Source organism: Enterobacter sp. R4-368, assembly GCF_000410515.1.
Classification (GTDB): Bacteria; Pseudomonadota; Gammaproteobacteria; order Enterobacterales; family Enterobacteriaceae; genus Kosakonia.
This window is the reverse complement of sequence record NC_021500.1, coordinates 1285923-1311093: the sequence shown is the minus strand read 5'-3', so window position 1 is coordinate 1311093 and position 25171 is coordinate 1285923. Positions and strand designations below refer to the sequence as shown.

Annotated in this window: 32 protein-coding genes and 1 pseudogene; 32 read left to right on the top strand and 1 reads right to left on the bottom strand. The window is 52.1% G+C overall.

Annotated features, from left to right (window positions below; genetic code table 11):
* The first annotated feature begins 176 nt into the window (after positions 1-176).
* The 8 genes and pseudogenes from H650_RS06120 to H650_RS06085 all read left to right on the top strand — a co-directional run.
* The gene (locus H650_RS06120) at positions 177-1244 is read left to right on the top strand and encodes a DNA-methyltransferase (RefSeq protein WP_020454457.1); all 1068 of its coding nucleotides are present in this window, start codon (positions 177-179) and stop codon (positions 1242-1244) included.
* Between the two features lie 99 nt (positions 1245-1343).
* Positions 1344-1724 (top strand): phage holin family protein, encoded by a 381-nt coding sequence (locus H650_RS06115; protein WP_020454456.1) that lies wholly within the window; start codon positions 1344-1346, stop codon positions 1722-1724.
* Positions 1711-1995, top strand: coding sequence for a phage holin family protein (locus tag H650_RS06110; protein ID WP_020454455.1), 285 nt, complete (start codon positions 1711-1713; stop codon positions 1993-1995). Before H650_RS06115 ends, H650_RS06110 begins: the two co-directional genes overlap by 14 nt.
* A complete protein-coding gene (locus H650_RS06105; protein ID WP_110093598.1) occupies positions 1992-2441 on the top strand; it encodes a lysozyme in 450 nt (149 codons plus the stop codon). The genes H650_RS06110 and H650_RS06105 overlap by 4 nt, the downstream gene beginning before the upstream one ends.
* A complete protein-coding gene (locus H650_RS06100) occupies positions 2441-2974 on the top strand; it encodes a hypothetical protein (protein WP_020454453.1) in 534 nt (177 codons plus the stop codon). The genes H650_RS06105 and H650_RS06100 overlap by 1 nt, the downstream gene beginning before the upstream one ends.
* 374 nt (positions 2975-3348) lie before the next feature.
* Positions 3349-3693 (top strand): hypothetical protein, encoded by a 345-nt coding sequence (locus tag H650_RS06095; RefSeq protein ID WP_044489425.1) that lies wholly within the window; start codon positions 3349-3351, stop codon positions 3691-3693.
* A gap of 86 nt (positions 3694-3779) precedes the next feature.
* On the top strand, positions 3780-4184 hold the full coding sequence (locus H650_RS06090) for a DUF2513 domain-containing protein (RefSeq protein WP_020454451.1): 405 nt from the start codon (positions 3780-3782) through the stop codon (positions 4182-4184).
* Positions 4185-4376: 192 nt separating this feature from the next.
* Positions 4377-4587: pseudogene (locus tag H650_RS06085) on the top strand (lysis system i-spanin subunit Rz); the annotation flags it as partial.
* Positions 4588-4643: 56 nt separating this feature from the next.
* Here the strand turns inward: H650_RS06085 and H650_RS06080 are convergent.
* The gene (locus H650_RS06080) at positions 4644-5093 is read right to left on the bottom strand and encodes a hypothetical protein (protein WP_020454450.1); all 450 of its coding nucleotides are present in this window, start codon (positions 5091-5093) and stop codon (positions 4644-4646) included.
* Between the two features lie 87 nt (positions 5094-5180).
* Here H650_RS06080 and H650_RS06075 point away from each other — a divergent pair, with 87 nt between their 5' ends.
* The 24 genes from H650_RS06075 (at position 5181) to H650_RS05965 (ending at position 25124) form a co-directional block, all read left to right on the top strand.
* Complete coding sequence (locus tag H650_RS06075) at positions 5181-6641, top strand: glycosyltransferase family 2 protein (protein ID WP_020454449.1); 1461 nt, start codon at positions 5181-5183, stop codon at positions 6639-6641.
* Entirely contained in the window at positions 6623-7216 is a 594-nt protein-coding gene (locus H650_RS06070) for a hypothetical protein (RefSeq protein ID WP_020454448.1), read from the top strand. The genes H650_RS06075 and H650_RS06070 overlap by 19 nt, the downstream gene beginning before the upstream one ends.
* On the top strand, positions 7209-7577 hold the full coding sequence (locus tag H650_RS06065) for an HNH endonuclease (protein ID WP_020454447.1): 369 nt from the start codon (positions 7209-7211) through the stop codon (positions 7575-7577). The genes H650_RS06070 and H650_RS06065 overlap by 8 nt, the downstream gene beginning before the upstream one ends.
* A gap of 103 nt (positions 7578-7680) precedes the next feature.
* Positions 7681-8181 (top strand): terminase small subunit, encoded by a 501-nt coding sequence (locus H650_RS06060; protein ID WP_020454446.1) that lies wholly within the window; start codon positions 7681-7683, stop codon positions 8179-8181.
* A 3-nt stretch (positions 8182-8184) separates the two neighbouring features.
* Positions 8185-9843, top strand: coding sequence for a terminase large subunit (locus H650_RS06055; protein WP_020454445.1), 1659 nt, complete (start codon positions 8185-8187; stop codon positions 9841-9843).
* A gap of 58 nt (positions 9844-9901) precedes the next feature.
* Positions 9902-11839 (top strand): phage major capsid protein, encoded by a 1938-nt coding sequence (locus H650_RS06050; protein ID WP_020454444.1) that lies wholly within the window; start codon positions 9902-9904, stop codon positions 11837-11839.
* 38 nt (positions 11840-11877) lie between these two features.
* Complete coding sequence (locus tag H650_RS25655; RefSeq protein ID WP_020454443.1) at positions 11878-12045, top strand: hypothetical protein; 168 nt, start codon at positions 11878-11880, stop codon at positions 12043-12045.
* Complete coding sequence (locus tag H650_RS25905) at positions 12045-13391, top strand: phage portal protein (RefSeq protein WP_044489423.1); 1347 nt, start codon at positions 12045-12047, stop codon at positions 13389-13391. Before H650_RS25655 ends, H650_RS25905 begins: the two co-directional genes overlap by 1 nt.
* Positions 13388-14422, top strand: a complete 1035-nt coding sequence (locus tag H650_RS25900) for a hypothetical protein (RefSeq protein ID WP_020454441.1) — start codon at positions 13388-13390, stop codon at positions 14420-14422. The genes H650_RS25905 and H650_RS25900 overlap by 4 nt, the downstream gene beginning before the upstream one ends.
* Positions 14419-14745: a head-tail connector protein gene (locus H650_RS06035; protein WP_020454440.1), complete on the top strand. Its 327-nt coding sequence runs from the start codon at positions 14419-14421 to the stop codon at positions 14743-14745. Before H650_RS25900 ends, H650_RS06035 begins: the two co-directional genes overlap by 4 nt.
* Before the next feature lie 11 nt (positions 14746-14756).
* Positions 14757-15095 (top strand): phage head closure protein, encoded by a 339-nt coding sequence (locus H650_RS06030; protein WP_020454439.1) that lies wholly within the window; start codon positions 14757-14759, stop codon positions 15093-15095.
* Positions 15092-15538 carry an HK97-gp10 family putative phage morphogenesis protein gene (locus H650_RS06025; RefSeq protein ID WP_020454438.1) on the top strand — a complete coding sequence of 149 codons (447 nt, stop codon included), beginning with the start codon at positions 15092-15094 and terminating at the stop codon, positions 15536-15538. The genes H650_RS06030 and H650_RS06025 overlap by 4 nt, the downstream gene beginning before the upstream one ends.
* Positions 15535-15882 carry a tail completion protein gp17 gene (gp17, locus tag H650_RS06020; protein WP_020454437.1) on the top strand — a complete coding sequence of 116 codons (348 nt, stop codon included), beginning with the start codon at positions 15535-15537 and terminating at the stop codon, positions 15880-15882. The genes H650_RS06025 and gp17 overlap by 4 nt, the downstream gene beginning before the upstream one ends.
* A gap of 59 nt (positions 15883-15941) precedes the next feature.
* Entirely contained in the window at positions 15942-16415 is a 474-nt protein-coding gene (locus H650_RS06015) for a phage tail protein (protein WP_020454436.1), read from the top strand.
* A 47-nt stretch (positions 16416-16462) separates the two neighbouring features.
* Positions 16463-16849 carry a phage tail assembly chaperone gene (locus H650_RS06010; protein WP_020454435.1) on the top strand — a complete coding sequence of 129 codons (387 nt, stop codon included), beginning with the start codon at positions 16463-16465 and terminating at the stop codon, positions 16847-16849.
* A gap of 23 nt (positions 16850-16872) precedes the next feature.
* Positions 16873-17136, top strand: a complete 264-nt coding sequence (locus H650_RS06005; protein ID WP_020454434.1) for a phage tail assembly protein T — start codon at positions 16873-16875, stop codon at positions 17134-17136.
* Between the two features lie 35 nt (positions 17137-17171).
* A complete protein-coding gene (locus H650_RS06000; RefSeq protein ID WP_020454433.1) occupies positions 17172-20462 on the top strand; it encodes a phage tail tape measure protein in 3291 nt (1096 codons plus the stop codon).
* Positions 20462-20800, top strand: a complete 339-nt coding sequence (locus H650_RS05995) for a phage tail protein (RefSeq protein WP_020454432.1) — start codon at positions 20462-20464, stop codon at positions 20798-20800. The genes H650_RS06000 and H650_RS05995 overlap by 1 nt, the downstream gene beginning before the upstream one ends.
* The gene (locus tag H650_RS05990; RefSeq protein ID WP_020454431.1) at positions 20797-21552 is read left to right on the top strand and encodes a phage minor tail protein L; all 756 of its coding nucleotides are present in this window, start codon (positions 20797-20799) and stop codon (positions 21550-21552) included. The genes H650_RS05995 and H650_RS05990 overlap by 4 nt, the downstream gene beginning before the upstream one ends.
* 1 nt (position 21553) lies before the next feature.
* Entirely contained in the window at positions 21554-22261 is a 708-nt protein-coding gene (locus H650_RS05985; RefSeq protein WP_020454430.1) for a C40 family peptidase, read from the top strand.
* A gap of 161 nt (positions 22262-22422) precedes the next feature.
* Complete coding sequence (locus H650_RS05980) at positions 22423-23166, top strand: HipA family kinase (RefSeq protein WP_044489422.1); 744 nt, start codon at positions 22423-22425, stop codon at positions 23164-23166.
* Positions 23159-24040, top strand: a complete 882-nt coding sequence (locus H650_RS05975; RefSeq protein ID WP_020454428.1) for a hypothetical protein — start codon at positions 23159-23161, stop codon at positions 24038-24040. The genes H650_RS05980 and H650_RS05975 overlap by 8 nt, the downstream gene beginning before the upstream one ends.
* 2 nt (positions 24041-24042) lie before the next feature.
* Complete coding sequence (locus H650_RS05970) at positions 24043-24465, top strand: hypothetical protein (protein WP_020454427.1); 423 nt, start codon at positions 24043-24045, stop codon at positions 24463-24465.
* Between the two features lie 59 nt (positions 24466-24524).
* A complete protein-coding gene (locus tag H650_RS05965) occupies positions 24525-25124 on the top strand; it encodes a tail assembly protein (RefSeq protein WP_020454426.1) in 600 nt (199 codons plus the stop codon).
* Positions 25125-25171: the final 47 nt, after the last annotated feature.

Sequence of the window (25171 nt, the reverse complement as noted above, 5' to 3'; positions counted from 1 at the left end):
TTAAAGCATTTCGTAACCTCGCTTAAGCGGGGTTTTCTTTTTGTGGAAATGGGCGGCTGGTGGGTGTTGTAGCACCCGACCAGCCATTCGCTCATGTTTGAGGTCACAAGCGAACCAGGGCCCACCGCTTTAGCGCAAAAGCATAGTGAGCCTATCAGAGTCCCGCTGACTGATCCATGAAAAATACTGTAAATTTAAACAGTGTTGATTTAATCAATGCTGACTGCCTGCATTACATCGCAACTCTTCCAGATAACTCAATTGACCTGATTGTTACCGATCCGCCTTACTTCAAGGTCAAGCCGAACGGCTGGGACAATCAGTGGAAAGGCGACGAGGATTATCTAACGTGGCTTGATGGCTGCCTGGCGCAATTCTGGCGAGTCCTCAAACCATCGGGCAGCATCTATCTGTTTTGCGGCCACAGGCTTGCGGCAGATATCGAACTGATGATGCGCCGCCGGTTCAGCGTGCTGAATCACATCATCTGGGCGAAACCGTCCGGAAGGTGGAACGGCTGTAATAAAGAAAGCCTGCGGGCTTACTTCCCGGCGACTGAGCGGATTCTTTTCGCCGAACATTATCTGGGGCCGTACCGACCTAAAGATGATGGATATGAGCAGAAAGGGACTGAGCTAAAGCAAAGCCTGATGGCTCCCCTGATTGAATATTTCCGGAACGCCCGCGCATCACTTGGCGTGACGGCAAAGGAAATTGCAGACGCCACCGGCAAGAAGAATATGGTTTCGCACTGGTTCGGCGCCAGCCAGTGGCAACTACCGGGCGAAGCTGATTACCTGAAGTTGCAGGCGCTGTTCACGCGCATAGCGTCAGAGAAGCATCAGCGGAGTGGGCTGGTTCAGCCACACCATCAGCTGGTGGTCACGTACCATTCGCTTAACCGAAAATACTGCCAGCTACTGGAAGAATACAAATCGCTACGGCGTACCTTTTCCGTAACCGCAGCGGTTCCGTATACGGACGTATGGACATACAAGCCGGTGCAGTTCTACCCTGGTAAACATCCCTGTGAAAAACCTGCTGACATGCTCAGGGACATTATCAACGCCAGCAGCAGGCCCGGTGATCTGATCGCTGATTTCTTTATGGGCTCAGGTTCTACGGTTAAAGAAGCGGTGAAACTTGGCCGCCGTGCGATCGGTGTTGAACTTGAAACAGACCGCTTCAATCAGACAGTTGCTGAAGTGTCAGAAGTGTTGCCTGCGAAAGGTAATAGAACATAAAGGCCCGTTTAATCGGGTTTCGCTATTTGGGCTGCCTCCGGGCAGCCTTTTTTATTCCCCTCATTCTGAGAGGACTCACAGCATATACGAGGGGGCTAAATGTCCGAACCTGTTTCCGGTTCCGCTGCGGCGGCAAGCGCTTTAACCGGTGCCAGTTTGTATGGCTTGTTAACTGGTACCGATTACGGCGTTGTGTTCGGTGCGTTCGCTGGTGCCGTGTTCTATGTCGCCACGGCTGCCGATCTGACGATTCTCCGCCGTTCGGCCTACTTCATCGTTTCTTACTTCGCTGGCGTGTATGGCTCCGGGCTGGTGGGTTCAATGCTGGCAAGCATCACCCATTACAGTGATAAACCGCTTGATGCGCTCGGCGCGGTTTTGCTTTCCGCTGTGGCGATTAAGACGCTCACCTTCTTCAGCGAACAGGATCCCCTGTCGCTGCTGCAAAGGTGGCGGGGAGGGACAAATGGTAACAAGTGATCCGCTGGTGCTGACCAACGTGGTGACCAGTACCGCTATCGTTCTGCGGCTGATGATGTTTCGTAAGCCCGGCGGGCGACACAACTGGTGGGCGTCATGGCTGGCTTATCTGATCATCCTGGCTTATGCCACGGTGCCATTCCGTTTCATGTTCGATTTCTATTTCCATGTCCACTGGGCGACCGTGCTGATGAATCTCATCATCTGCGCCGCTGTATTCGCGGCGCGCGGTAACATAGCCAGGATTTTTCACGTACTGAGGCCAGAATAATGCAGATCAGCGATAAGGGCATTACGCTCATCAAACAGTTTGAAGGTCTGCGGCTGACGGCATATCAGGACAGCGTCGGCGTGTGGACGATAGGCTACGGCTGGACGCAGCCGGTGGACGGGAAACCGATCCGCGCCGGGATGACCATCAAAGAGGAAACAGCTGAACGTCTGTTGCGTACCGGGCTGGTGAGCTACGAGAGCGACGTTTCAAAACTGATGAAAGTTAAACTGACACAGGGTCAGTTCGATGCGCTGGTTTCCTTCGCCTACAACCTCGGCGCCCGGGCGTTTTCCACATCAACTCTGCTGAAAAAACTTAATGCCGGTGATTACCGCGGCGCCGCCGATGAGTTCTTACGCTGGAACAAAGCTGGCGGGCAGGTGCTGACTGGTCTTACCCGTCGCCGTGAGGCAGAGCGTGCGTTATTCCTGGATGGTGCGTGATGAACCGCATAACTGCTATTGCATCAATTGTGGCGGTAGTCGTTATTGCCGTTCTGGCAGCGCTGCTGGCGTTTGCAAAAGCTGACCTGTCCAATGCAGAAAGCGATAACCGCGTCCTTAAGAGCGACAACGCATTACAGGGGCAGGTGATTGCCACGCAGGCATTCAACGTGAACCGGTTTAACCAGGTGGCGCAACTGGCAGCCAGTGCAAACGCCGTGGTAGCCGGTGATGCCGAAAAAACCATTATCGAATACCGGGAGATTCTTCGCCGTGAGAAAACCTGTGATCTGCCTGTTCCTGCTGACATTGCTCGCGGGTTGCTCGAGTACGCCTACCGTTTACGTGCCAGCGCAATGCACGCCGATTCCGTCCAGCCTGATACAGCCGATGTTAGTGCCGTTGCCACCGGCGGGATAACGTATTGTCAGGCCGTGCTGTGGATTCGGCCGCTGCTTTCAACTATCGAGCAGGGCAATAACAACTTTGCAGGTATCCGTGATATTGAGCGTCAGCGGCAGCAACAAAAATAGCCCTCCGAAGAGGGCGAATGGAGAAATATTTCGTTTATCTGATAGGTTCAAGCATTAACTAACGCTCATCCCTGAGTGTTTCCCTGGTGTGGGTAGGAGCCACGTTAGGGTTCTTTAACTGTTGCACATAATTCCTGATTGGCAAGGGCAAGCGGTAATAAAAAGAGTGATTCTGTGTTGTTACTCAGCGAACGAATCGAAACCAGCGGGAAAATGATTGCGGGTCTGCAAGCGTACATTGAGCAGTGCATTTGATGATTAAGTGGCTGTAAATAACAACAGCTTTTATGTGTACTTTTATGCATTGATAGTTTTATTATTGTTGATGGTAAATCCAATTCAATCAATAATTTAACTTAGGTCAAATGGTATCCATGAAACTCAGAAATGTATTGTTTGTAGCGCTTTTTCTTGTAGGGTGTACTAATTTCTCCGCACAGCAACCTTATCGTTCCGCGAATGGTGAGCGTATGGTCATTAGCGCAAATATGCCCAATGGTATGTTGAAGTTGTGGGTGAACGATGTCCTGGTGGTTGACGATACATCCCTTAACCAGGATAAAAGCCTCGCAGCAGCTTTCAGCCAAAGCTATACAAACGTTTACAATGGTACCTATAAGGGGCAAAAAGTTATGGCTCGCTGTAAGTTTTCCCGTGACTCAAGGGAGTGTGATGTGTTCGTAGATGGCGAGCATGCCGCCAACCTCTTCCTGAGATAAATTTTACGACTCAGGCATTACAGCAGGCATTCACTGAGTGCCTGTGAAAATGCTACTTTATCCCTGTAATTAACAAGGGGTAACATATGAAGATAGAACCAGATTATCTCAAAGGGCTGTTGGAAGCTTTTGAAGCTTCCGATAAGCCGCAGACTGATATTGTTGAACTTAACGAACAAGGTTTTAGCTACGAAAGTGATATTTTCGTTTTCCATATGAGATTACTTGATGATCGGGGTCTGATTGCTAGGACAGATGGAGACGATGGTTTTGGAGTGATTGAATCAGCTGATGGGATTCCACACTGGTCAGTTCTACCTCTTAGGCTGACAGCTTCAGGGCATGACTTCCTAGAGGCCATACGGAATAAGGAAGTATGGGCTACAGTCAAAACCGGATTTAAGGATGCCAGCCTTGGTACGCTGATGGATGTTTCCAGGAAACTCTTTGAAGGTTTCGTACAGAAAAAAATAGACGGTATCTTGAATTAAGAGATTTGTGTAAGAGATTAATTTTAGTTTTGAACAATGAAGCCACTGGTATTTGCTGGTGGCTTTTTTATTGCGCTTCGCATGCGCTAAACAATCGAGAGTCTTTCAGTCGTGAGCTTGGGGAAAGCTGTTTTCTCGGGCGGCTATCCCATGCGACAGGCTCACAACTAAAAGAAGGATTATATGCATGCAACTATTGATCAGCTTGAACGTGACCTTGCTACTGGCAAACGCCGGTTGCAGCTCAACGCCTGATGGCCAGCGAACGGAGCGTCCGGCACCGCCCGGCCCCCGACTTACTGACGCCGCTCAACGGGATTATTTCACCCTCAGAGAGCGAATCAGCGCAATCACCGGGCAAGTGAACTACTTGCAGGACTATATCAGGCAGCAGTGCATGTAATAAGCGAGGAAAAAAACTTCGGTACGGCAGGATTTTAACACCCGCCGTACATTTAATCAGTAGTCAGAAGTTATCAAGCCTTTTGTTTTCAATGCATTAAAGAAATGGTTAAAGAAGTTGTCGTATGAATACCCGTTCCCTAACGCACCAATTGGATCCCCTCCCGGTGATAATGAAAAGGTACCGTTAGTCGAAAGATAAATATCACAGATCAGGATGATATTTTGTCGCAATACATCATGATGTAAAAAAGATAATTGCTTTATTACTGAGTTTTTTACGAAAATAAATCTTTCTTCAGTCTTAATGTTTAAACCGATAGAGCTAAGGTCTAATTTTAATTCATTATTTTGTACTGAAATATTATAAAGACTTGGGCTCAGTTTTGAATAAGCGTATTCATGTTCTGCAACCAATTCTAAAAAAAATTTGTCTCTGACCTTATTTAGGGCGGGTCCATTTGAATCTGCCCTCTGTCTGATTAGTTCAAAATTTATTGTTGTCATTAGGATCCCTTAACAAAAGTTAGTAATTAGTATCCATGAATTTAGCACCACCGATAAATTCTGTCTCAATTAATAATGGATATTATTATGCAGGTCACTATTGATGGTGTCGCGTACGCGCCTATGCGCAATCAACCTAATAGCTGTATCGGCATTGCCATTTCCACTCATAATCGCGCTGGTGTGCTGAGCCAGGCGCTGGAACATCAACTCAAGCATCTTCCTCCTGGCGCGCTGGTGGTTGTCGTTGACGATGGTTCACAGCCACCAGCAGTTGTACCCGACGGCGTTAAGCTGATCAGGCACGAAAAATCGCTGGGCATCGTGGCATCGAAGAATGCCAGCCTGGCTGCGCTGATGGATGCCGGTTGCGAACATTTGTTTCTGTGGGACGATGACGCCTGGCCGGTTGCTGATGGATGGTGGTTGCCTTATATCGACTCACCCGAGCCGCATTTGAGTTATCAGTTTCTCGATCTGGCTGGCGCGCGCAAGCTGAACGATATCGCAGTGCTGTATCGCGACGATAAGCATGTTGCTTACAGCGGCCAGCGCGGCGTGATGCTCTACTACCACCGCAGCGTGATTGAGCGCGTCGGCGGCTTTGATCCGATATACGGTCGCGGCATGTATGAGCATAGCGATCTGGCGATGCGCATCCACAATGCCGGGCTGACGTCGTGGGCGTTCGCCGATGTGGTTGGTTCAGAAAAGCTCATTCACTCGCTGGACGAGCATGAACTTGTTGAACGTTCGGTACCGCGCCCGGATCGCGAAGAGCAGGTTAAGCGCAACGTGCGGATTCACAACGAGCGGCGCGACACCGGGTATACCGGCTATGCAGAGTACCGCCAGTGGCATGATGTGGTGATCACCACGCTGTTAACCAGCCAGCCCGACCCGCAGCGCAATGAGCGTATGACGGCCGAGCCCGGCATGCTCGCGCGCTGGTCGGCATCTATCAAAGGCGCTGATGCGGTAGTGCTTGCAGACCAGCTCACCAGCGCACCACCCGGTGCCAGTCTGGTCAATGTGCCGGAAGTAGCGATGAACGTTTATTTCCGGCGGTGGCTGCATATCTGGCAGCACCTTCGCGATCATCCGGAGTATCACTCCGTGTGGTGTACCGACGGTACCGATGTCGAAATGCTCCGCGAACCGTGGGCAGATATGGTGCCGGGTATGGTTTATGTAGGCTCCGAACCTAAGACCTATGCCGATGCCTGGGCGCGTCAGCATCACCCCGAGCGCATCTATCAGGACTTTATCGACCAGCACCGCAACGACGTGATGCTTAACGCCGGGCTGCTTGGCGGCCTGCGTGAAGACGTGATGCCGTTTGCTCATGGCATTGTGCGGCTGTATTACCTGCTGGAGTGCCACCGCTTCTGGAAGACTGAGAAAGCACCGGCAGCCGTCGGCGATATGCTGGCCTTTGGCATTGTGGCGAAACGCTTTGGCGATCGCATCGTGACAGGCCCGGCAGTGCATACGGTTTTCAAAACAAACGGTATTGGTAAAGAGGTGGCATGGTGGCAGCACAAGTGAGATTTGTTGTTGTTGGCCATCACTCCCGGCGTCAGCATGCCGATGCTCTGGCCTCTCATATCGGCGCGCACCTTGTTATTGATGAGGATAATCATGGTGCGAACTGGAATCACCGTCGGGCACTCGAATGGGCTTCCACACAACCATGCCGTGTGGTGGTGCTGGAGGATGATGCACTGCCGGTGCCGTGGTTTACCAATAAGGTTATTCCCTGGCTTAATGACAAGCCTGATGACTTGATTAGTTTTTACCTCGGCACTGGCCGCCCTCCACAGTATCAGGCGCAGATTGCTGAGCGGCTGATTGCCGCTGACAGGACGCGAGCCGACTACATCACGTTGCCGCAGCTCATTCATGGCGTGTGTTACAGCGTGCCGCCTCAGCATATGCCGAGGGTGCTGGCACGCTGGGACAGCAGCAAGCCCGCTGACTTCGCGCTGGGTGATGCATGGGGTGCGCCAGTGGTCTACCCCTGCTGGTCGCTGGTTGACCATGCTGATGGCGAACCTGTCGAGCGACATCCAGACCAGATTCCTCGCACCGAGCGTCGGCGCGCCTGGAGGTTACATGGTTAAGCTAACGACACTGAAACCTAGGCTGAAAGTGATTGATACGAGGCGCATCAAACCTGTTTATGGTGAGCAGCGGCGCATAAGTGGCAGCGCCCGTGTGGGACTCAAGCGGCGTATATGGGTGCGGGACGGTGGACATTGCTGCATGTGCGCGCGCCCCGTTGACCTGCATGAAAGTGAACTTGATCACCGCATCGCGCTTCAGTTCGGTGGTGATAACGCAGAGCGAAATCTCTGGACGTTATGCACCGGGTGCCATGCCGGGAAGTCAGCAAGGGAAGCGGCAACAGGTCAGCCAGACAGTGAAGCTTTAAAGCATTGCGTTCCCGGTGAAGAGCAGGGGACAGGGCTTGTGGCGATCTGAACCGAGCCACCCCGGGGGGTATCATCAGAAGTAAACATCAACTGCGCTGGACACCGCGCCCCCTCTCACGCGCAGAAAAAATTCCCTTTTGGAGGGTATAAACATGTTAACAGCGCAAAAGCGAAAATTCGCGGTGGCGCTGATGTCCGGTATGTCTCAAAAAGATGCGGCAATAAAGGCGGGATACTCTGAGAAATCCGCACGGTCAAAGGGTTCGCAACTGGCAAAAGACCCGGAAGTCATCGCATTTATAGAGAGAAAAAAGAAGGAAAACATCGATGTTGATGAGGTTCCCGCATACCGCAAAAATGTTTATACCCCAGCAGTAAACACGCCGGAAAAAATCCCGGTGCCGGAATCGCCGCCCACCGTTGGTACTTACGATGATCCGCTCAAATTTCTTATGGCGGTGATGAACGATGCTGGTGAAGAGATCGACGTCAGGAAAGATGCGGCAAAAGCCATGCTGCCTTATATCCACCCCAAAAAAGGTGAGACCGGGAAGAAAGATGCGCGGAATGCTGCGGCAAAAGTGGCGGCAGGCGCCAGCAAGTTTGGCGCTATGACGCCGCCGAAACTGGTGGTAAACAATAAAAAGGGGTAATTCATGGCACAGTGGTCCACGGCATGCCCTGAATGGGAAAGTCTGCTGGTTAACCGCCAGTCGATCATCCCACCGCCAATTTTTCCTGATCAGGCAGAGCAGGCGCTTGGCATCTTTCGTGAGTTGCGGGTATCAGACCTGCCGGGCAAGCCCACATTCGGTGAATGTTCTGAAGCCTGGGTCTTTGATTTTGTTAAAGCCATCTTTGGAGGTTATGAGGCTGACACAGGTAATCAGCTGATCCGCGAATATGGCCTGTTGATCTCGAAGAAAAACACAAAATCAACGATTGCAGCCGGGATTATGCTGACGGCACTTATTCTTTGCTGGCGCGAAGACGAAGAACACCTGATTCTGGCACCAACCAAAGAAGTGGCAGACAACAGCTTTAAGCCTGCCGCCGGCATGATACGCGCCGACGATGAGCTGACGGATATGTTTCAGATTCAGGATCATATTCGCACTATCACTCACAGGGTGACCCGCAACACACTTAAAGTGGTGGCGGCCGATACTGATACGGTTTCCGGTAAGAAATCAGGACGTATCCTGGTGGACGAATTGTGGCTTTTCGGGAAGCGCGCCAACGCTGAAGCCATGTTTATGGAGGCGCTCGGCGGGCAGGTATCGCGAAACGAAGGGTGGGTTATCTACCTCACCACGCAGAGCGATGAGCCACCGGCTGGCGTATTTAAAGAGCGGCTTGATTACTGGCGTGATGTGCGCGACGGCAAAATCAGCGATCCAAAAACGCTGGGGATCCTTTACGAATTCCCGGAAAGCATGGTGGAAAGCAAGGCATATCTCGATCCTGACAATTTTTATATCACCAACCCCAACATCGGCCTGTCCGTCAGCCCGGAATGGATAGCGGACAATCTCCGCAAAAACCAGGCAAAAACAGACGGCACGCTGCAGCAATTCCTGGCGAAGCATCTCAATATCGAAATCGGCCTGAATCTGCGCAGCGACCGCTGGGCGGGTGTCGATTTCTGGGATCAGCAGGCTAAGCGCGTAAGTTTTGACGATTTATTGCAACGAGCCGAGGTGATCACCGTCGGTATTGATGGCGGCGGACTTGATGACCTACTGGGATTCAGTGCCGTCGGACGTGATGCCGAGACGCGGGAATGGCTCTGCTGGTGTCATGCCTGGGCGCACGAAATAGCAATCCGGCGCCGTAAAAGCGAGGAATCCCGGTTTAACGACTTTATGAAAGCCAGTGACCTGACCATTGTTAAGCGCGTCGGGCAGGATACTGAGGAAGTGGCGGAATATGTCAGCCGGATCCACAGGGCGGAACTGCTCGACAAAATCGGCATAGACCCGTCAGGTGTCGGTCAGATCCTCGATGCGCTCATTGAGGCGGAAATTCCCGCTGATGCTGTGGTTGGTGTCAGTCAGGGCTGGCGCCTTGGCGGTGCGATTAAAACCACGGAGCGCAAGCTTGCTGAAGGTGTTCTGGTTCATGGTGGCCAGCCGTTGATGGCCTGGTGTGTGGGCAACGCACGTGTTGAACCCAAAGGTAACGCCATTCTCATTACCAAGCAGGCCAGTGGAAAGGGCAAGATTGACCCGCTGATGGCACTGTTTAACGCCGTTTCGCTTATGGCGCTTAACCCGGAGGCGAAAAAACAGGATTACCAGGTGCATTTCATATGACAGCTATGTCAGCCAATAACCCGCTCCGGCGGGTTTTTTCGTTTCAGGAGGCAGCAAAATGACGCTTAAACGCGCATGCACCCTCATGACGGTGAAAGCGGTAAACGAGGATGAGCGGATCATTACCGGCATCGCCTCCACGCCATCGCCGGATCGTGACGGGGACATTATTGAGCCGGAGGGCGCGAAGTTTCGCAGCGATACGCCATTCCTCTGGCAGCACGACCGTTCACAGCCGATCGGCACCTGCATGCCGAAAATGACGAATGACGGTCTGGAAATCACCGCGAAGCTGGTGAAACCGACGCCGGACATGCCGTCACAACTGGCTGCGCGCCTCGACGAGGCCTGGGCATCCATCAAGGCCGGTCTGGTGCGTGGTTTATCAATCGGTTTCCGGCCCATTGAATATTCCTTCCTGGATGAAGGTGGTATCCGCTTTCTGTCCTGGGATCTCCTTGAGGTATCTGCGGTGACCATTCCGGCAAACGCTGAATGTTCCATCCAGACCGTTAAATCTTTTGATCGCCAGCTTCTCGCCGCGTCAGGCCATGAGAAACCGGTGGTCAAATTACATCAACCTGCTGGCGCTACAGCAAAAATATCGACTGAAATCAAAGGAAAAAACATGAATATTGCAGAACAGATCAAAAGCTTCGAAGTGAAGCGTTCAGCGCTGGCGGCCTCTCTCGATGAGATCATGTCAAAAGCGGCTGAAGAAGGGCGCACCCTGGACATGGAAGAAGAAGAGAGCTACGACAACACTTCCACAGAAATTAAAGCCGTGGACGCACATCTCAAACGCCTGCGTGACATGGAAAATAACATGGCGGCTACTGCAAAACCCGTAGCCAAAGCCGCCGCGGGTGTCGTGGACACGGTGGACAACCGCGCGCCGGGTATCATCCGTGTTGATCAGAAGCTGGAAAAAGGTATCGCCTTTGCCCGCTTTGCCAAAGCACTGGCTGCTGCGAACGGCAGCCGCTCTGAAGCGCTGGAAATCGCCCGCAAGCAATACCCGGACGATTCTAAACTTCACCACGTGCTGAAAGCCGCTGTTGGCGCTGGTACCACTACCGATCCGACCTGGGCTGGCGCGCTGGTGGAATACCAGGAATATGCGCAGGATTTCGTGGAATTCCTGCGACCGCAGACCATCATCGGCCGCTTTGGTCAGGGCAATATCCCGGCGCTGCGCCAGGTGCCGTTTAACATTCGCATTCCGGCGCAGACCTCCGGCGGTTCGGCAAACTGGGTAGGCCAGGGCAAGGCGAAGCCGCTAACGAAGCTTGACTTCGAATCAATCACTTTCGCGTTTGCTAAAGTGGCTGCTATCGCGGTGCTGACCGATGAGTTGATCCGTTTCTCAAACCCGGCAGCCGATGCGCTGGTGCGTAATGCGCTGGCGGAAGCCGTTATTGCCCGCCTGGACACCGACTTCATTAATCCATCGAAGGCAGAGGCGGCTGGTATTTCTCCGGCATCCATCACCAACGGCATCGTCGCCACCCCGTCAAGCGGTAATCCGGACGATGACGCTGCGGCAGCATTTGGTGTATTCGTTGCGGCTAACCTGCAACCGAATGGTGCGGTCTGGCTGATGTCCAGCACCACTGCGCTGGCGCTGTCGATGCGTAAAAACGCACTGGGTCAGAAAGAATACCCGGAAATGACGCTGCTTGGCGGTACATTCCAGGGTCTTCCGGTGATCGTATCCCAGTACGTCGGCAACCTGCTGGTGCTGGTCAACGCGCCGGATATCTACCTTGCTGACGATGGCGGGGTTGCGGTCGATATGTCCCGCGAGGCATCGCTTGAAATGGAAAGCGATCCGACCGGCGACAGCATCACACCAACGGGCACCGAGCTGGTCTCCATGTTCCAGACCAACAGCGTGGCCATCCGCGCAGAACGCTGGATTAACTGGAAACGCCGTCGCACCGCTGCGGTAGCAGTGATTTCCGGTGTGAACTATGGCACCACTCAGGGCAGCTAATCAGCACAGGAGGGCGGGGAATTTCCCCGCCATTTTGCATGGCAAAAATCAGATATCTGCAACGCACGCATGATTCACATCCAGGCGATGAGAAATCTGTGGATGACCAGTGCGCCAGGGTGCTGGTGCTGCTGGGCAAGGCTGAATATGCCGGTGGTAAGCGCGCTGGCGGCACGAGAAAGAAAAATAACGCGGGGGCTGGTTAATGTGGAATCCTTTCCGGAGAAAAGAAAAAGCTCTTCAGCAGCCAACGGGCCGCGGCGGATGGATGTCTCTTATCGGTGAGCCTTTCGCCGGTGCCTGGCAGCGCAATCTGGAAATTAACCCCACGACCGTACTTTCCTTTTATGCGGTTTTCTCCTGTATATCGCTGATTGCCAGCGATATCTCGAAGATGCCATTGCGGCTCATACTCCGCGATTCGAATGGGATCTGGAAGGAAAGCAGAAAAGGGAGTGTCGCTGCACTTTTAAATAAGCCAAATGCCTTTCAGAACCGGATCCAGTTCTTTGAAAGTTGGGTAACGTCAAAATTTTGTCACGGCAACACGGTGGCCCTGAAAATCCGTAACGCCCGGGGCGACATCACTGAGTTACGCATTCTTGACTGGAATAAAGTGACACCGCTGGTGGCGGATGATGGTTCTGTGTTTTATCAGATTAGCCCGGACAATATGAGCGGGATCGAAACAACTGTGACAGTTCCCGCGCGCGAGGTTATTCACGATCGTTTCAACTGTCTTTTTCATCCGTTGATTGGCCTTTCGCCAATTTACGCCGCCGGGCTGGCTGCCATGCAGGGGCACCACATACAGAAAAATTCCGCATTCTTTTTTCGTAACGGCGGCAAGCCGAGCGGCGTTATTGAGGTGCCTGGCAGTATCAGTGAGGAAAACGCGCGCCTTCTGAAAACTAAATGGGACACCGGGTATACCGGAGAAAACGCAGGAAAAACAGCCATCCTGAGCAATGGGGCAAAATATAACCCCACCTCTGTATCGGCTGCCGATGCACAGATGGTTGAGCAGTTACGGATGTCTGCCGAAATTGTCTGTTCCGTTTTCCATGTGCCGGCTTACAAAGTCGGGATTGGCGCTCTTCCTTCTTATGACAACATTGAAGCGCTTGAGCAGCAGTATTACTCACAGTGTTTACAGACACTTATCGAGTCGATTGAGTTGTTGCTTGATGAAGCCTTTGAACTGGATGGCAACACCGGAACTGAGTTTGACGTGAATTCGTTGCTGCGCATGGACAGTGAGCGCCGAATTAAAACGCTCGGTGAGGCGGTTAAAAATACCATCATGAAACCAAACGAGGCCCGGCTTCGCGAGAATTTGCCGCCGGTTGACGGAGGCGACGATCTCTATCTGCAACAGCAGAACTTTAGCCTTGGTGCGCTGGCGCGCCGCGATGCTTCCGATGATCCGTTCGGGAAAAGTACGGCATCAACGCAACCGCAAACCGTAGCCACTGGCAATGAAGGAAAAGCGCTGACTGATGCCGAGCAGGCGGTGACCAAAGCAATACTCAGAGGATTTTTGACAAAATGAATGAGCGCGAATTATCCCTGATAAAGGTGCTGGGCGAGGAATTCGGCCAGGTCATCACTGAAATGCGTGAGAGTTTCAGCAAAAGCCTCAACGAACACCGGGAAGCGATCGACAAGAGGCTGGATCAGATTGCATCAGATTTCAGTGCCATAAAAGATGTGCCAGCGCCGGATTTTTCCGCACTTGTTTCTGCGGCCGTCGCTGCAATTCCGGCACCGGAGTTACCCGCCTTGCCGGATTTCTCTTCGATGGTCCAGGAGGCTGTTTCAGCGTTACCTCCACCACAGGACGGGAAAAGCATCACTGCCGATGATGTGCGCCCCATGCTTCAGGAAATGGTGGATAAAGCCGTCGGCGCTATTCCTCCGCCTGAAAATGGCAGGGATTACGATCCGGATGTGCTGGCGCAGGCGGTAAAAGAGGCCGTTGACGCGGCGGTTTCCGATATTCCGGTACCGCGGGACGGAAAAAGCCTTACCACTGAAGATGTCAGACCCATGCTGAATGAGCTTGTCACCGCATCCATGCCAGTTTTGCCTGATGTAAAAACGCTGGTGAGCGAGGCGGTTGCTGCGTTGCCTGCTGCTGAGCCCGGCCGCGATGGCCGTGACGCGCTGGCACTCGAAATACTTCCTTTTATCGATGAAGAGAAGAGCTATCCGCGTGGTTCCTATGCGACCCACAACGGCGGGCTGTGGCGTGCTTACGAGAAAACTCACGGTATGCGCGGCTGGGAATGTCTGGTCGATGGTGTAGCAGGTGTGGAAATTGAGCGCTCTGAGCACCGTTCCTTCACCTTAACAGTTAATCGCGCCAGCGGAAGCAGCGAAACCAAGCGTTTTGACGTTCCGGTCATGCTTTACCGCGGTGTGTTCAAATCCGGTGACGAGTATCTGCCGGGAGATACTGTCACGTGGGGTGGCTCGCTGTGGCACTGTGACGAACCTACACAGGATAAGCCCGGAGAAATCTCTTCGAAAGGGTGGACACTGGCCGCCAAACGTGGACGTGACGGGAGGGATAAGACGTGATCGAACTTGTGACCCTCGACCAGGCGAAAGAGCACCTGCGCATTGATGATGATGCCGGTGATGCTGATCTTCAATTGAAAATACAGGCAGGAAGTGCCGCCATTCTCGCTTACGTTCAGGGAAGCCGTCAGCTTATCGTCGGCAGCGATGCGTCGCTGATTGATGGAGAACCACTGCGGAGAGCGCAAACAGCGCTGCTTATGTTACTTGGATGGCTCGACCGAAACCGTGGCGGAGAAGAGGAGGAAAAATTAAAACAGGGTGAACTGCCGTTCTCGGTAACGATGCTTATTTACGATCTGCGCAGACCCACCATTTTATAAAAGGAGGCGTTATGCATGCAGGCCGCTTACGTGACCGCATCACTGTTGTGAACTCTGTGCCCGTCCGCACTCCTTCCGGTGATGTTAAACCGGTGTGGCAGGAAGGAAAATCAATCTGGGCTGAGGTGAAAGGCATCAGCGGGCGGGAATTAATCGTCTCCGGGGCAGAAAAAGCTGAAGCGACAGTGCGGGTCTGGGTCCGTTATCGCAATGACGTTTCAGCCTCTTCGCGTCTGAAAGTTCTTAGCGGCGCTTTTAAAGGGCTTACCCTGGAGGTGACGGGACCGCCCATTCCGGATGCCGGGTGTACACAACTGGAAATTCTCTGCAAGCAGGGGGTGAAGCCGTGATCGATACGAAACTGGATTTTTCAGGCTTACTTGATCTGTCTGATGATCTGTTGGCGCTGAGCAAAGTGGAAAACCGAAAGGTGATGCGCGATGCCACTCGCGCGGCGGCTACCGTTTTCAAAGATGAAGCGGTGAAACGTGCGCCGGTGCGCACCGGTAAAATGAAGAAAAACATTGTGGTTATCACCCAGCGTGATCGCAACGGTGATATCTCCTCCGGCGTACATGTGCGCGGTACCAACCCACGCACCGGCAACAGCGACAATTCGATGAAAGCAAATAATTCGCGCAACGCCTTTTACTGGCGTTTCGTTGAGCTTGGTACGTCAAATATGGCGGCCGTTCCGTTTATCCGTCCGGCCTATGATGCGCGGCAAGAAGATGCGGCAAATGCTGCCTTTGCACGTGCCAATCAGGCGATTGATGAGGCGCTGTCAAAATGACCGAGGCCGATGTTTATCCTCTTATCGGGACGCTCGCTGGTGGTCAGGTTTACCCTGACATTGTTCCGCTTAATCAGCAAGGGCAGCCCGCGGTAGCACCGCCGTGGATCACCTTCACGCTGGTCGATCAGGTTTATGGCGATACGCTTTGTGGCCCGGCGGAAGAAAATTCCGCGCTACAGGTCGATGTATATTCCCGAACAGTCGATGAATCACGGGCACTGCGTGAGCAGGTTATTGCCGCACTGGCACCACTTAAATTCACGCAGATGAGTAAAACCGGCGGACATGATCCAGACACCGGGCTGCGCCGCGCAACTCTTGAAGTCCACATCCAACAGTAAACCTTAACCATCAAAACCAATAACCGCCAACCGGCGGTTTTTTTATGCCTGGAGCAAACATGACCAGCAAATACGAAGTAACGAAAGGTACACAGGTCGGCATTTCTGATGCCCCTGTTACCGCCGAAGACTTTCAGTCTTCTGGTTTTCCCGGCGTCGGCGTGACTTTTCTGGTAGCGGAGTGCGCAACAAAGGAAATCAGCTATACCGGCGGGCAGAAGGGTGACATTGATGTCACCACGCTTTGTTCCCTTGAGCAGGAACAGACCAACGGTCTGGCGGCACCGGCTGAAATGTCTATCAGCCGTAACTGGGTTGGCGATGAAGCCGCACAACTGGCATTGCAGACTGCTTATGAAAACGATGAATTGCGCGCGCTGCGTGTAATTTTCCCGTCTGGCAACGGTTTTTATATCCTGGTTGAAGTGCGACAGAGTTCATGGTCAGCAGCCACGTCCGCTGTTGTGGGTGCCACCTATTCGCTGCGCGTTCGTGGCAAACCAAAACGCATCGTTGCAAACCCTGGATCCTGATCCGAAGCGGCTCCGGCCGCTTTCTTTTCCTCTTCTGAGAAAAAATAATGAGCAATCCGAAACCTTCTTTACGCGCGCTGGCGCTGACGGCGGCCACCGCCTTTCGAACCAAAACTGTCACCGTTAACGAATGGGGCGGCGCGAAGGTAATCCTTCGTGAGCCATCTGGTGAAGCATGGGCGACTTTCCGCGAGTTCGTTGGCGACACACCGGATGATGATAAAAAGCCGCTTTCCGAAACCGAGAAATTCATTCGAAACAAGGAAGCAGATGTGATCCTTTTCCTTGATGTTCTGCTTGATGAAACCGGCAACCGCGTTTTCAGTGAAGATGACCGGGCCACCGTTGCAGAAATTTATGGCCCTGTACATGCCCGCCTGCTGCGCCAGGCTCTTGATCTGGGTATTACACAGGACGAAGCGGAAAAAAAGTAAAGGAACCGCTGACGTTCTTTCTGATGTCGCTGGCACTCCGGCTGGGAAGAACGTTTCATGAACTGCGACATAGCATTACCGCCAGCGAGCTTAAGATGTGGATTGCCTACGATCGTATCAGCCCAATCGGCGACTGGCGCGGCGATGCACAGGCGGCGCAAATTGCTGTGGCCACGCTTAACGCCCAGGGCGGCAAATACGAGATTAAGGATCTGATCCTCCAATTTGGTCAGCAGGACAAAACAGAGGAAATCAGCGATTTAGAAGAGTGGATGTCCAGTCTTTAATGCCCGCCGCGCGCGGGCTTTTTTATGGGTGAAATATGGCAACGCTGCGCGAACTCATCATTAAAATATCAGCCAATTCCAGCTCGTTTCAGTCCGAAATCGCCCGCGCCTCACGCATGGGTGCGGACTATTACAAAACGATGGAGAGCGGCGGTAAGAAAGCCGCGGCAGCCACGCGCGAAACGCAACGCTCCATTGCTGCACTGAATAATGAGCTAGCGTCGGTTAAAGCCACTGCCTCTGGCCTGGCGGGGGCATTTGCAGGCGCGTTCGCAACATCCCAGCTTATCAGCTATGCAGACACCTGGAACCAACTTTCAGGGCGGTTGCGTCTTGCCAGTACAGGTGCTGATGATTTTGCGGCTTCTCAGCGATCCCTGATGGATATCAGTCAGCGCACCGGCACGTCGTTTGAAGCGAATGCGAACCTTTATTCTCGTATCGCTTCCGCGCTGCGCGATGCAGGATATGCCTCTGCTGACGTGGCAAAGGTTACTGAAACCGTTGCTACATCGCTGAAACTGTCTGGCGCCAGCACGGAAGAGGCCAGCTCAGTGATCACGCAGCTAAGCCAGGCGCTGGGCTCCGGCGTTCTTCGTGGAGAAGAGTTTAACGCCATTATGGAAAATGGCGGCAGGCTTGCAAAACTGCTGGCACAGGGGCTGGGCACAACCGTTGGCGGCCTGCGTAATATGGCGAATAACGGAGAGCTGACGACAGATAAAATTGTTCCTCTGTTGACGAATGTGGAGCAGCTACGCAAAGAATTCGACTCGCTGCCGGCCAGCATCAGCGGATCTGCTCAGAAGGTTGAAAACGCCTTTATGGCATGGGTAGGCGGTGCCAACAACGCTGTAGGCGCGTCATCAACCCTGTCTGGCATTCTTGATGGCCTGGCTGAAAATATCGATACCGTTGCCAATACTGCTGGCGCGCTGGTTGGGATCGGTCTGGCTCGCTTCTTTGGGAACATGGTCGGAAGCGTAGCCAGCGCAACTACGGAGATTATCAAAAATACCGCCGCCGAAGTTGCCCTGGCTCAGGCGCAGGTAAGAGGAACTCAGGTTAGCGTTGCCGCCGCGCGGCAGGCTGTATACAGAGCGCAACAGGCAAAATCAGCCGCAGTATCAATAGAGGCTCAGAGCGTTGCTGAACGCAATCTTATTGCCGCGCAAACCGGGCTTGGTAACGCGATTTCTGCCCGCAGCAGCGCGGTAAACAATCTGACCAACAGCGCATCAGCAATGTCCCGCATCGGATCCGGTGTGCTGAGTGTTCTTGGCGGCTGGCCTGGTCTTATCATTGGCGCTGGCGCGGCGATGTATGGTCTTTATGAGCATACCCAACAGGTTCATAAAGAGGCGGTTGCGTTCGCAGATAACCTTGACGATATCAACAGCAAACTTCAGAAAATGTCTGTTGCCGGGCTACGTTCAACTGCGGTCGATGCCAGCGCATCTCTCCAGGCACAGAAAAAAGACCTTGCTGATCTTGATGAGCAGATCAGAAAGGTCAAGGACAGCCAGACTGCGCTGGCACAAATTCAGGAAAGTTATAATAAGTCGCCCTGGATGACACGCCTGAATACTTTCATGGATCAGGAAGATATTACTGCCAAAAATATCGAGCTTACCGGGCAGCTTAATAAGCTTGAATATGAACGCGAGCAGGCAGCATCAAAAGTTGAAGCCACACAGAAACTGGTTAATCAGGCCAGCGATCTGGCGGCGCAAAAAGCCGTCGAGCAGGCTGGTGCCGTTTCCATACTCAAGGGGGCTTATGACCTTTTGAATCGTTCCATGTCGGCTACTGCTGGCGCCACGCCACCGCAATATGCGGGACCTGTGGTGTCTTTGGCTAAAGCCACTCCTCAGCAGCAGACTGCACTGGAAAAAGCGCAGCGGGATAATGTGCTGGCGAGCATGGACGGACTTGCGAAACTCCATCAGCAGCACGTATATGAGGCGGAAGATCTCAAGTTAACTGGCGCGCTGTACACCACCTACATCTACAACAAGGATCAGGCAGCAAGGAAAGACGCCGCAGCGGCGCAGGCCAAGAAAGATACAACGGCTGCCACTAACGCTCAAAACAAAGCTGAAAGGGAAGCGGCTTCGCAGGCTGAGCAGTACAGCCGAAAACTGGCGGATTTAAGTGTCGCCATCGAAGTGCAAAAAGTGCGTGCCAGAGAAGGCGAGCAGGCCGCTGAGCTCTACGCAGCGGCTAACCAGACAGGTGCAAAATGGACGGATGAGCAGCGTAAAGCCATTCAGGCTCAGTCTGCTGAACTCGCCAGGCTGACGCAACTCGCTGACGATCACGTTAAAAAAGTGCGTGAGCAGGCCGACGCGCTGAAAGACCTGACGGAAGCCGCGCGCAAATTTAACGATGATGCAGCGCTGACAACCGAAACCGCCGGGATGAGTGACAGGCAGCGTCAGCGATTTGATGAAACACAGCAGGTTGATCGTGTATTCGCAAATACTGATGGTGGTTCCTCAGCAATTGCTGCCCGTACCGCTGCACTGGATGCGCTGGATAAAAAATACAAAGCGATAGCAGCATCAGAAGCAGACTGGCGGAATGGCGTCTCGAAGGGCTACAACAACTGGTTTGATGAAATGACCAATATTGCCGGTACCGTCTCTGATGGGGTCAAGTCCTCGCTTGATGGCGCATTCAGCAATGTCACCTCGATGCTGGAGGGTAATAAAGTCTCCTGGAAATCGTGGGGGATCTCCGTGCTGCAAATAATAGAAAAAGTGGCGCTGCAAATGGCAGTTGTAAATGCGATGGGAAGTGCATCATCTTCTTCAGGTCTGCTGGGTTCGCTTGTTGGCGGCGTTGCAAGCTTTTTTGGCGGCAGCGCTGCGGGCGCTTCTACAGCCAGCGGTGGAACGGCCATCCAGTCTGCTGTGGCTAACTTTCAGTTCAATGCGCAGGGAGGGGTGTACGATTCGCCATCGCTGAGCTCCTACAGTAACGGCGTCTATAACTCCCCTCAGCTTTTTGCCTTCGCCCAGGGGGCTGGCGTATTTGCCGAAGCAGGACCGGAAGCCATCATGCCATTAACCCGCGCTTCAGATGGTTCGCTGGGTGTAAGGGCTGTTGGCTCCGGAGTAAACACCGCCACCTCTTCAGCCGGTGCACCACAGGTAAACATTCATATCGACAGCAACGGCAACACGAATACGAGCGGAACCAGTGGTTATGAGAGTTTCGGTCGTGACATCGGAAATTATGTTGATCAGCGTTACCGCGAGCTGCAACGGCGTGATTTGTCTCCTGGTGGTTCAATCTGGAATCTGGCTAAAGGGGGCCGCTGATGGCTATTGAGGAATTTACCTGGTGCGCCCGTATCAACGCTGAAGAGGAGGTCACCTTTCGTACCCGCTCCGCTCAGTTCGGCGATAGCTACAAGCAGGTGTCAGGCGATGGCTTAAATCCACGGTCACAGAAATGGACCCTGGAATTTACCGGGGATGAGGACTATATCGCCGAAATCAAAGCATTTCTGGATCGGCATGCCGGTACGAAATCTTTTTCATGGCGCCCACCGCTGGAGCCCCTCGGCTTATTCCGCTGTGACACCTATAAGCCGACGGCGCTGGGTGCCAGAAAATACAACCTCTCTGCAACTTTTGAACAGGCATTTGCACCATGAGTTTAAACAGCGACTATCAAAAACTGGAACCGGGAAACGCAGTCCGGCTTATTGAGGTTGATGGCACCGCTTTCGGTGTGGGCGATGTTCTTCGTTTTCACAGCCACAACATCCCTCACACTGAGGCGGAAATTACCGCGGCGGGTGGTGACGAAACCCTGCTGCCGGCGAAATCTATCTGGTGGCAGGGGAACGAATATAAAGCCTGGCCGTATGAACTGGACGGGATTGAGGCGTCAACCAGTGGCAGCAGCGCATCACCGAAGCTGTCTGTCGCCAACCTTGACGCGTCGATCACTGCGCTGTGCCTTGCTTACGATGATATGTTGCAGGCGAAAGTCACCATCCACGACACGCTGGCGCAGTACCTTGATGCGCAGAACTTTGCGGAGGGAAACCCGGCTGCCGACCCGTTGCAGGAAAAGTTGCAGGTCTGGTACATCGATGCGAAAAGCAGCGAGACAAACGAGGTGGTGGAGTTCATGCTTTCCAGCCCGATGGATCTGCAGGGGCTGATGATCCCGACGCGCCAGTTACATTCGCTCTGTACCTGGTGCATTCGTGGGCAGTACCGTTCCGGTAACGGCTGTGATTATGCCGGGACACGCTATTTCGATAAGCACAACAACCCGGTAAGCGATCCGTCGCTGGATGAATGCAACGGCACGCTGACAGGGTGCAAACTGCGTTTCGGGGAAAATAATGAACTGTCGTTTGGTGGATTCCCCGGCACATCGTTGATCCGGAGCTGATATGCACCAGAAAATCATTGATGCCATTATGGCACATGCGGCCGATGAATATCCGCGCGAGGCGTGTGGGCTGGTGGTGCAGAAAAGCCGTGTGGAGCGTTATTTCCCCTGCCGCAACATTGCCGAAAAACCTGAGGAGCATTTTGTCCTTTGCCCGGAGGACTATGCCGCGGCGGAAGACTGGGGAAGTGTCACAGCGATTGCACACAGTCACCCCGACGCCACCACACAGCCCAGCGAGACGGACAAGGCGCAATGTGATCTCAGCGCCCTGCCCTGGCATATCGTCAGCTGGCCAGAAGGTGATTTCAGGACCATCATGCCGCGCGGCGAACTGCCGCTGCTGGAACGTCCCTTTGTACTTGGCGTCTATGACTGCTGGGGACTTGTCATGAGCTGGTTCCGGCAAGTGCACGGCATCGAGCTGCCGGATTACCGCGTCGATTATCCGTGGTGGGAAGACCAGTACGCCGCCAATTATTATCAGGACAACTGGTATGAATGCGGGTTTCGTGAAGTAAGCGACGAACCGATGCCGGGTGATGTCCTGATCATGCAGGTGCAGGCGAACAAGTGGAACCATGCGGCGATACTGCTGGAAGGTAATATGATGATGCACCATCTGTACGGGCGTCTGAGCAATCGTGAGCCGTGGGGCGGCTACTGGAAAGAAAGGACTATGAAAGTTCTGCGCTATAAAGAATGTTAACTGCGGTTCATTCGTTAATAGGCAGAACCTTTTTGTCAGTTAATCTGCGATACTGTACTGTATGCATATACAGTTTATTTAACTGGGTAAATAACCAGGAAGTTCCTATATTTATTATCGTTTACCATTAGTGCAAATAAATTTTACGATTTACTGAATCTATGGCACGCATAAGGATAGGACGACTGCTTCCTGGTTATCGTGATGTGGGAATAGGCTCTAGAGCGCCTGTCAGAGGAATTTCACTTTTTGCTGAGGGTGAAAGCGTCGTTATCGCAAAGCGAATCCCTAGTCGCGAAATTGCGGTAGAGCTCATATGTTCATCCATTGGTCGGGAGCTTGGTTTGCGAATTCCTGAGCCTGTTCTTTTGGCTGACGCTGATAAAAACTGGTACTTCGGGAGTGTCGATGTCGGACACCCAAACCTCTCTCAGGTAGTAACTGCTTCAGACAATGCAATTATTAGCAAGCTAGAAAGTTGGCCTGGTTTGTTAAGCGCGGCCTGTTTTGATGAATGGATTGCAAACCCAGATCGATGTGACGATAACCTACTCTTTGACGGCTTGGGATTCATTCTCATAGATCATGGTATGGCAATTCCGCAAGGTATGGATGCGAGTGACTGGAGTGATGACTATTACACTAACGCACTTTTGGATATTGCATCGGACAATTGCGGGCGGGCGGAAAATGAAAGGAGCAAGCTTGCTGTAGCTGCGCAGGAGTGGTGTTATTCGGTTCAGGGTTTTGATGCAGCATACGATGAATCTCATCTTCCTGATGTAATCAGGCAAGAGCATAAGCAGCAGATCAGTAAATTCCTTAGGGAGCGCGTGGCTGCTTTAGGAGATGTTTTATATAGAAAGCTCAATCCGGTACAGGGGGCGTTGAATCTCAATGATTAATTTCGATGAAGCATTCTCTCAGCTTCCTGACTTGCCTGATTTTTCTGGTCGTTGGGTTCCTGTTTATCTTGAGCCAATGATGGCTTCCGGTGAAAGACTGACTGTTGCTGTAGCGGCGCTAGGAGACGATGGTAGTGCTATGGTCAAGATGGCTCTTCATCAAGAAAAAATCCAAGCTATGTATGGCGATAAAGCATCTTCTTTCACCAACATTATTGAAACTATTGTCTCCAGTTTTCAATACCATCTTCATACCAAGCAAACATTTGATGGATGGGTCTATCCATTTAATGGAATTAGCATCGGTGAGGCTAGAAATGCCATGTCTACTGGGATAGTAGGTATCCTGAGGCAGGCTGTATCAATGACAGCAAGCCTGTCAGCATTGGAGTTTGACGATACAGGGACTTCTGAACGTGATGAAAAAAACGATCGATGGCCTACCCAGGTAAGGGAAGAAGTTTTAAATTTTCATCCTGAGTTAACAGATTACTTCCGCCGGAGTTTTCATACATCAAACCGCTCGAAAGCATGTAGGATATTTTTTCTAAGCCCTCATATTGCGGTAAATACGGGAAGATTAGTGCCAGGTTCCAACATTTCATATAATTTTGATGTTAACAAATCTAGAATACTTGATTTGCTTACAGTCAAAGAGAATGAAGGAAGTATGGCTCCGCGTAATGCTCATGAGCTAATTGTGTATCGGCCACATGTTGATGACGCGGCATTTAGTTCAGCGCAGATGAAATCGCTTGATGAGTATGTCAATGCTTTAGTTGATGCTGGAGATAGGCATGAGATCAGAGTAACTACAGCTCATTCACCTCAAGAAGCATCGCAAAGATTATGTAGATTAGAGTTTGGTAGATAAAAATGGAAAAACTACTTATCGCGTTGTGTTTGGTCGAACTGGTTGGGTGTGCTACACAAGCCGTTCTGCCGAGCCAGGCTAAGCAAGCGCCGATGAATAATGTTTTCAAGCATCAGGAAATAGCTAAAAATGACGATGCCAAACTAATTGTCGTTCGCGATAAGGGCTACTTAGGAAGTGGTTGTTCAACCGGGGTTTATATTAACAACGAGAAATCCGCTGTCTTAGAGCCAGGTGAAAAAGTAACATTTATCCTTCACCCCGGAGAATGGAGTGTTGCGATGAAAGGTGAAGGGGCTCTTTGTATTTCCGACGATGTGCCATCTGGTCGTGATGTTGAACTGAAACCAAGAGAAACAAAGGCGGTTCGTCTTTTTGCTGATCCAGCAGGTAATATTGACTTAAAACCACTACCGCTAATGTGAGAAATTTTTATCGACATTGAACCCGCTTAATGGCGGGTTTTTTTATGTACGGAGACCATATGCAAGACATAATGACCAGAATTGAGCTTGGTGGAATTCTCGGTAAAACCTTTGGCAAAGCTCACCATCGCTTAATAAGCACCACTCATGAAGCAACCCGTGCACTGGCTGCCACGGTAAAAGGCTTTGAGCAGTTCATGATATCCAGTAAGCGTCGTGGTCTGACGTATGCTGTTTTTCGCGGCAAAAATAATATTGGAATTGATGATCTTGGTTTCCCTGTCGTAGGTGAAGTTATTCGCATAGTTCCTGTTATTATTGGTAGTAAAAAAGCAGGAATATTACAGACGGTACTGGGCGTCGTTTTAGTTGCTGTCGGTGCCATAATGACATACGTATCTGGCGGAACAGCTTCACCTTTTGCAGCCGGACTTATGACTACAGGGGTCGGAATGATTGCTGGTGGAGTAATCCAGATGCTTTCCCCGCAGACTGCTGGACTGGCAAGCAAGCAGGATGCCGATAACAGGGCATCATACGCCTTCGGCAGCGTTACAAATACCGCCGCTCAAGGTTACCCGGTGCCGCTTTTATACGGTAAGCGCCGTATCGGCGGGGCGATTATTTCCGCCGGTATTTACGTCGAAGACCAGCAATAAAATCCTCTCCGCTTAATCACCGCTTACGGGCGGTTTTTTTATGGGCG

Bases quoted from the DNA above. Each gene is read 5' to 3' on its own strand.
- H650_RS06030 (WP_020454439.1), top strand. From the start codon at position 14,757: ATGCATGCAGGCCGCTTACGTGACCGCATCACTGTTGTGAACTCTGTG.
- H650_RS06065 (WP_020454447.1), top strand. From the start codon at position 7,209: ATGGTTAAGCTAACGACACTGAAACCTAGGCTGAAAGTGATTGATACG.
- H650_RS06005 (WP_020454434.1), top strand. From the start codon at position 16,873: ATGTCGCTGGCACTCCGGCTGGGAAGAACGTTTCATGAACTGCGACAT.
- gp17 (WP_020454437.1), top strand. From the start codon at position 15,535: ATGACCGAGGCCGATGTTTATCCTCTTATCGGGACGCTCGCTGGTGGT.
- H650_RS06015 (WP_020454436.1), top strand. From the start codon at position 15,942: ATGACCAGCAAATACGAAGTAACGAAAGGTACACAGGTCGGCATTTCT.
- H650_RS06055 (WP_020454445.1), top strand. From the start codon at position 8,185: ATGGCACAGTGGTCCACGGCATGCCCTGAATGGGAAAGTCTGCTGGTT.
- H650_RS05975 (WP_020454428.1), top strand. From the start codon at position 23,159: ATGATTAATTTCGATGAAGCATTCTCTCAGCTTCCTGACTTGCCTGAT.
- H650_RS25655 (WP_020454443.1), top strand. From the start codon at position 11,878: ATGGCAAAAATCAGATATCTGCAACGCACGCATGATTCACATCCAGGC.
- H650_RS05990 (WP_020454431.1), top strand. From the start codon at position 20,797: ATGAGTTTAAACAGCGACTATCAAAAACTGGAACCGGGAAACGCAGTC.
- H650_RS06050 (WP_020454444.1), top strand. From the start codon at position 9,902: ATGACGCTTAAACGCGCATGCACCCTCATGACGGTGAAAGCGGTAAAC.
- H650_RS05985 (WP_020454430.1), top strand. From the start codon at position 21,554: ATGCACCAGAAAATCATTGATGCCATTATGGCACATGCGGCCGATGAA.
- H650_RS05970 (WP_020454427.1), top strand. From the start codon at position 24,043: ATGGAAAAACTACTTATCGCGTTGTGTTTGGTCGAACTGGTTGGGTGT.
- H650_RS06010 (WP_020454435.1), top strand. From the start codon at position 16,463: ATGAGCAATCCGAAACCTTCTTTACGCGCGCTGGCGCTGACGGCGGCC.
- H650_RS06115 (WP_020454456.1), top strand. From the start codon at position 1,344: ATGTCCGAACCTGTTTCCGGTTCCGCTGCGGCGGCAAGCGCTTTAACC.
- H650_RS06070 (WP_020454448.1), top strand. From the start codon at position 6,623: ATGGTGGCAGCACAAGTGAGATTTGTTGTTGTTGGCCATCACTCCCGG.
- H650_RS06060 (WP_020454446.1), top strand. From the start codon at position 7,681: ATGTTAACAGCGCAAAAGCGAAAATTCGCGGTGGCGCTGATGTCCGGT.
- H650_RS25900 (WP_020454441.1), top strand. From the start codon at position 13,388: ATGAATGAGCGCGAATTATCCCTGATAAAGGTGCTGGGCGAGGAATTC.
- H650_RS06110 (WP_020454455.1), top strand. From the start codon at position 1,711: ATGGTAACAAGTGATCCGCTGGTGCTGACCAACGTGGTGACCAGTACC.
- H650_RS05995 (WP_020454432.1), top strand. From the start codon at position 20,462: ATGGCTATTGAGGAATTTACCTGGTGCGCCCGTATCAACGCTGAAGAG.
- H650_RS06100 (WP_020454453.1), top strand. From the start codon at position 2,441: ATGAACCGCATAACTGCTATTGCATCAATTGTGGCGGTAGTCGTTATT.
- H650_RS06095 (WP_044489425.1), top strand. From the start codon at position 3,349: ATGAAACTCAGAAATGTATTGTTTGTAGCGCTTTTTCTTGTAGGGTGT.
- H650_RS06120 (WP_020454457.1), top strand. From the start codon at position 177: ATGAAAAATACTGTAAATTTAAACAGTGTTGATTTAATCAATGCTGAC.
- H650_RS06080 (WP_020454450.1), bottom strand. From the start codon at position 5,093: ATGACAACAATAAATTTTGAACTAATCAGACAGAGGGCAGATTCAAAT.
- H650_RS06090 (WP_020454451.1), top strand. From the start codon at position 3,780: ATGAAGATAGAACCAGATTATCTCAAAGGGCTGTTGGAAGCTTTTGAA.
- H650_RS06000 (WP_020454433.1), top strand. From the start codon at position 17,172: ATGGCAACGCTGCGCGAACTCATCATTAAAATATCAGCCAATTCCAGC.
- H650_RS06075 (WP_020454449.1), top strand. From the start codon at position 5,181: ATGCAGGTCACTATTGATGGTGTCGCGTACGCGCCTATGCGCAATCAA.
- H650_RS05965 (WP_020454426.1), top strand. From the start codon at position 24,525: ATGCAAGACATAATGACCAGAATTGAGCTTGGTGGAATTCTCGGTAAA.
- H650_RS05980 (WP_044489422.1), top strand. From the start codon at position 22,423: ATGGCACGCATAAGGATAGGACGACTGCTTCCTGGTTATCGTGATGTG.
- H650_RS25905 (WP_044489423.1), top strand. From the start codon at position 12,045: ATGTGGAATCCTTTCCGGAGAAAAGAAAAAGCTCTTCAGCAGCCAACG.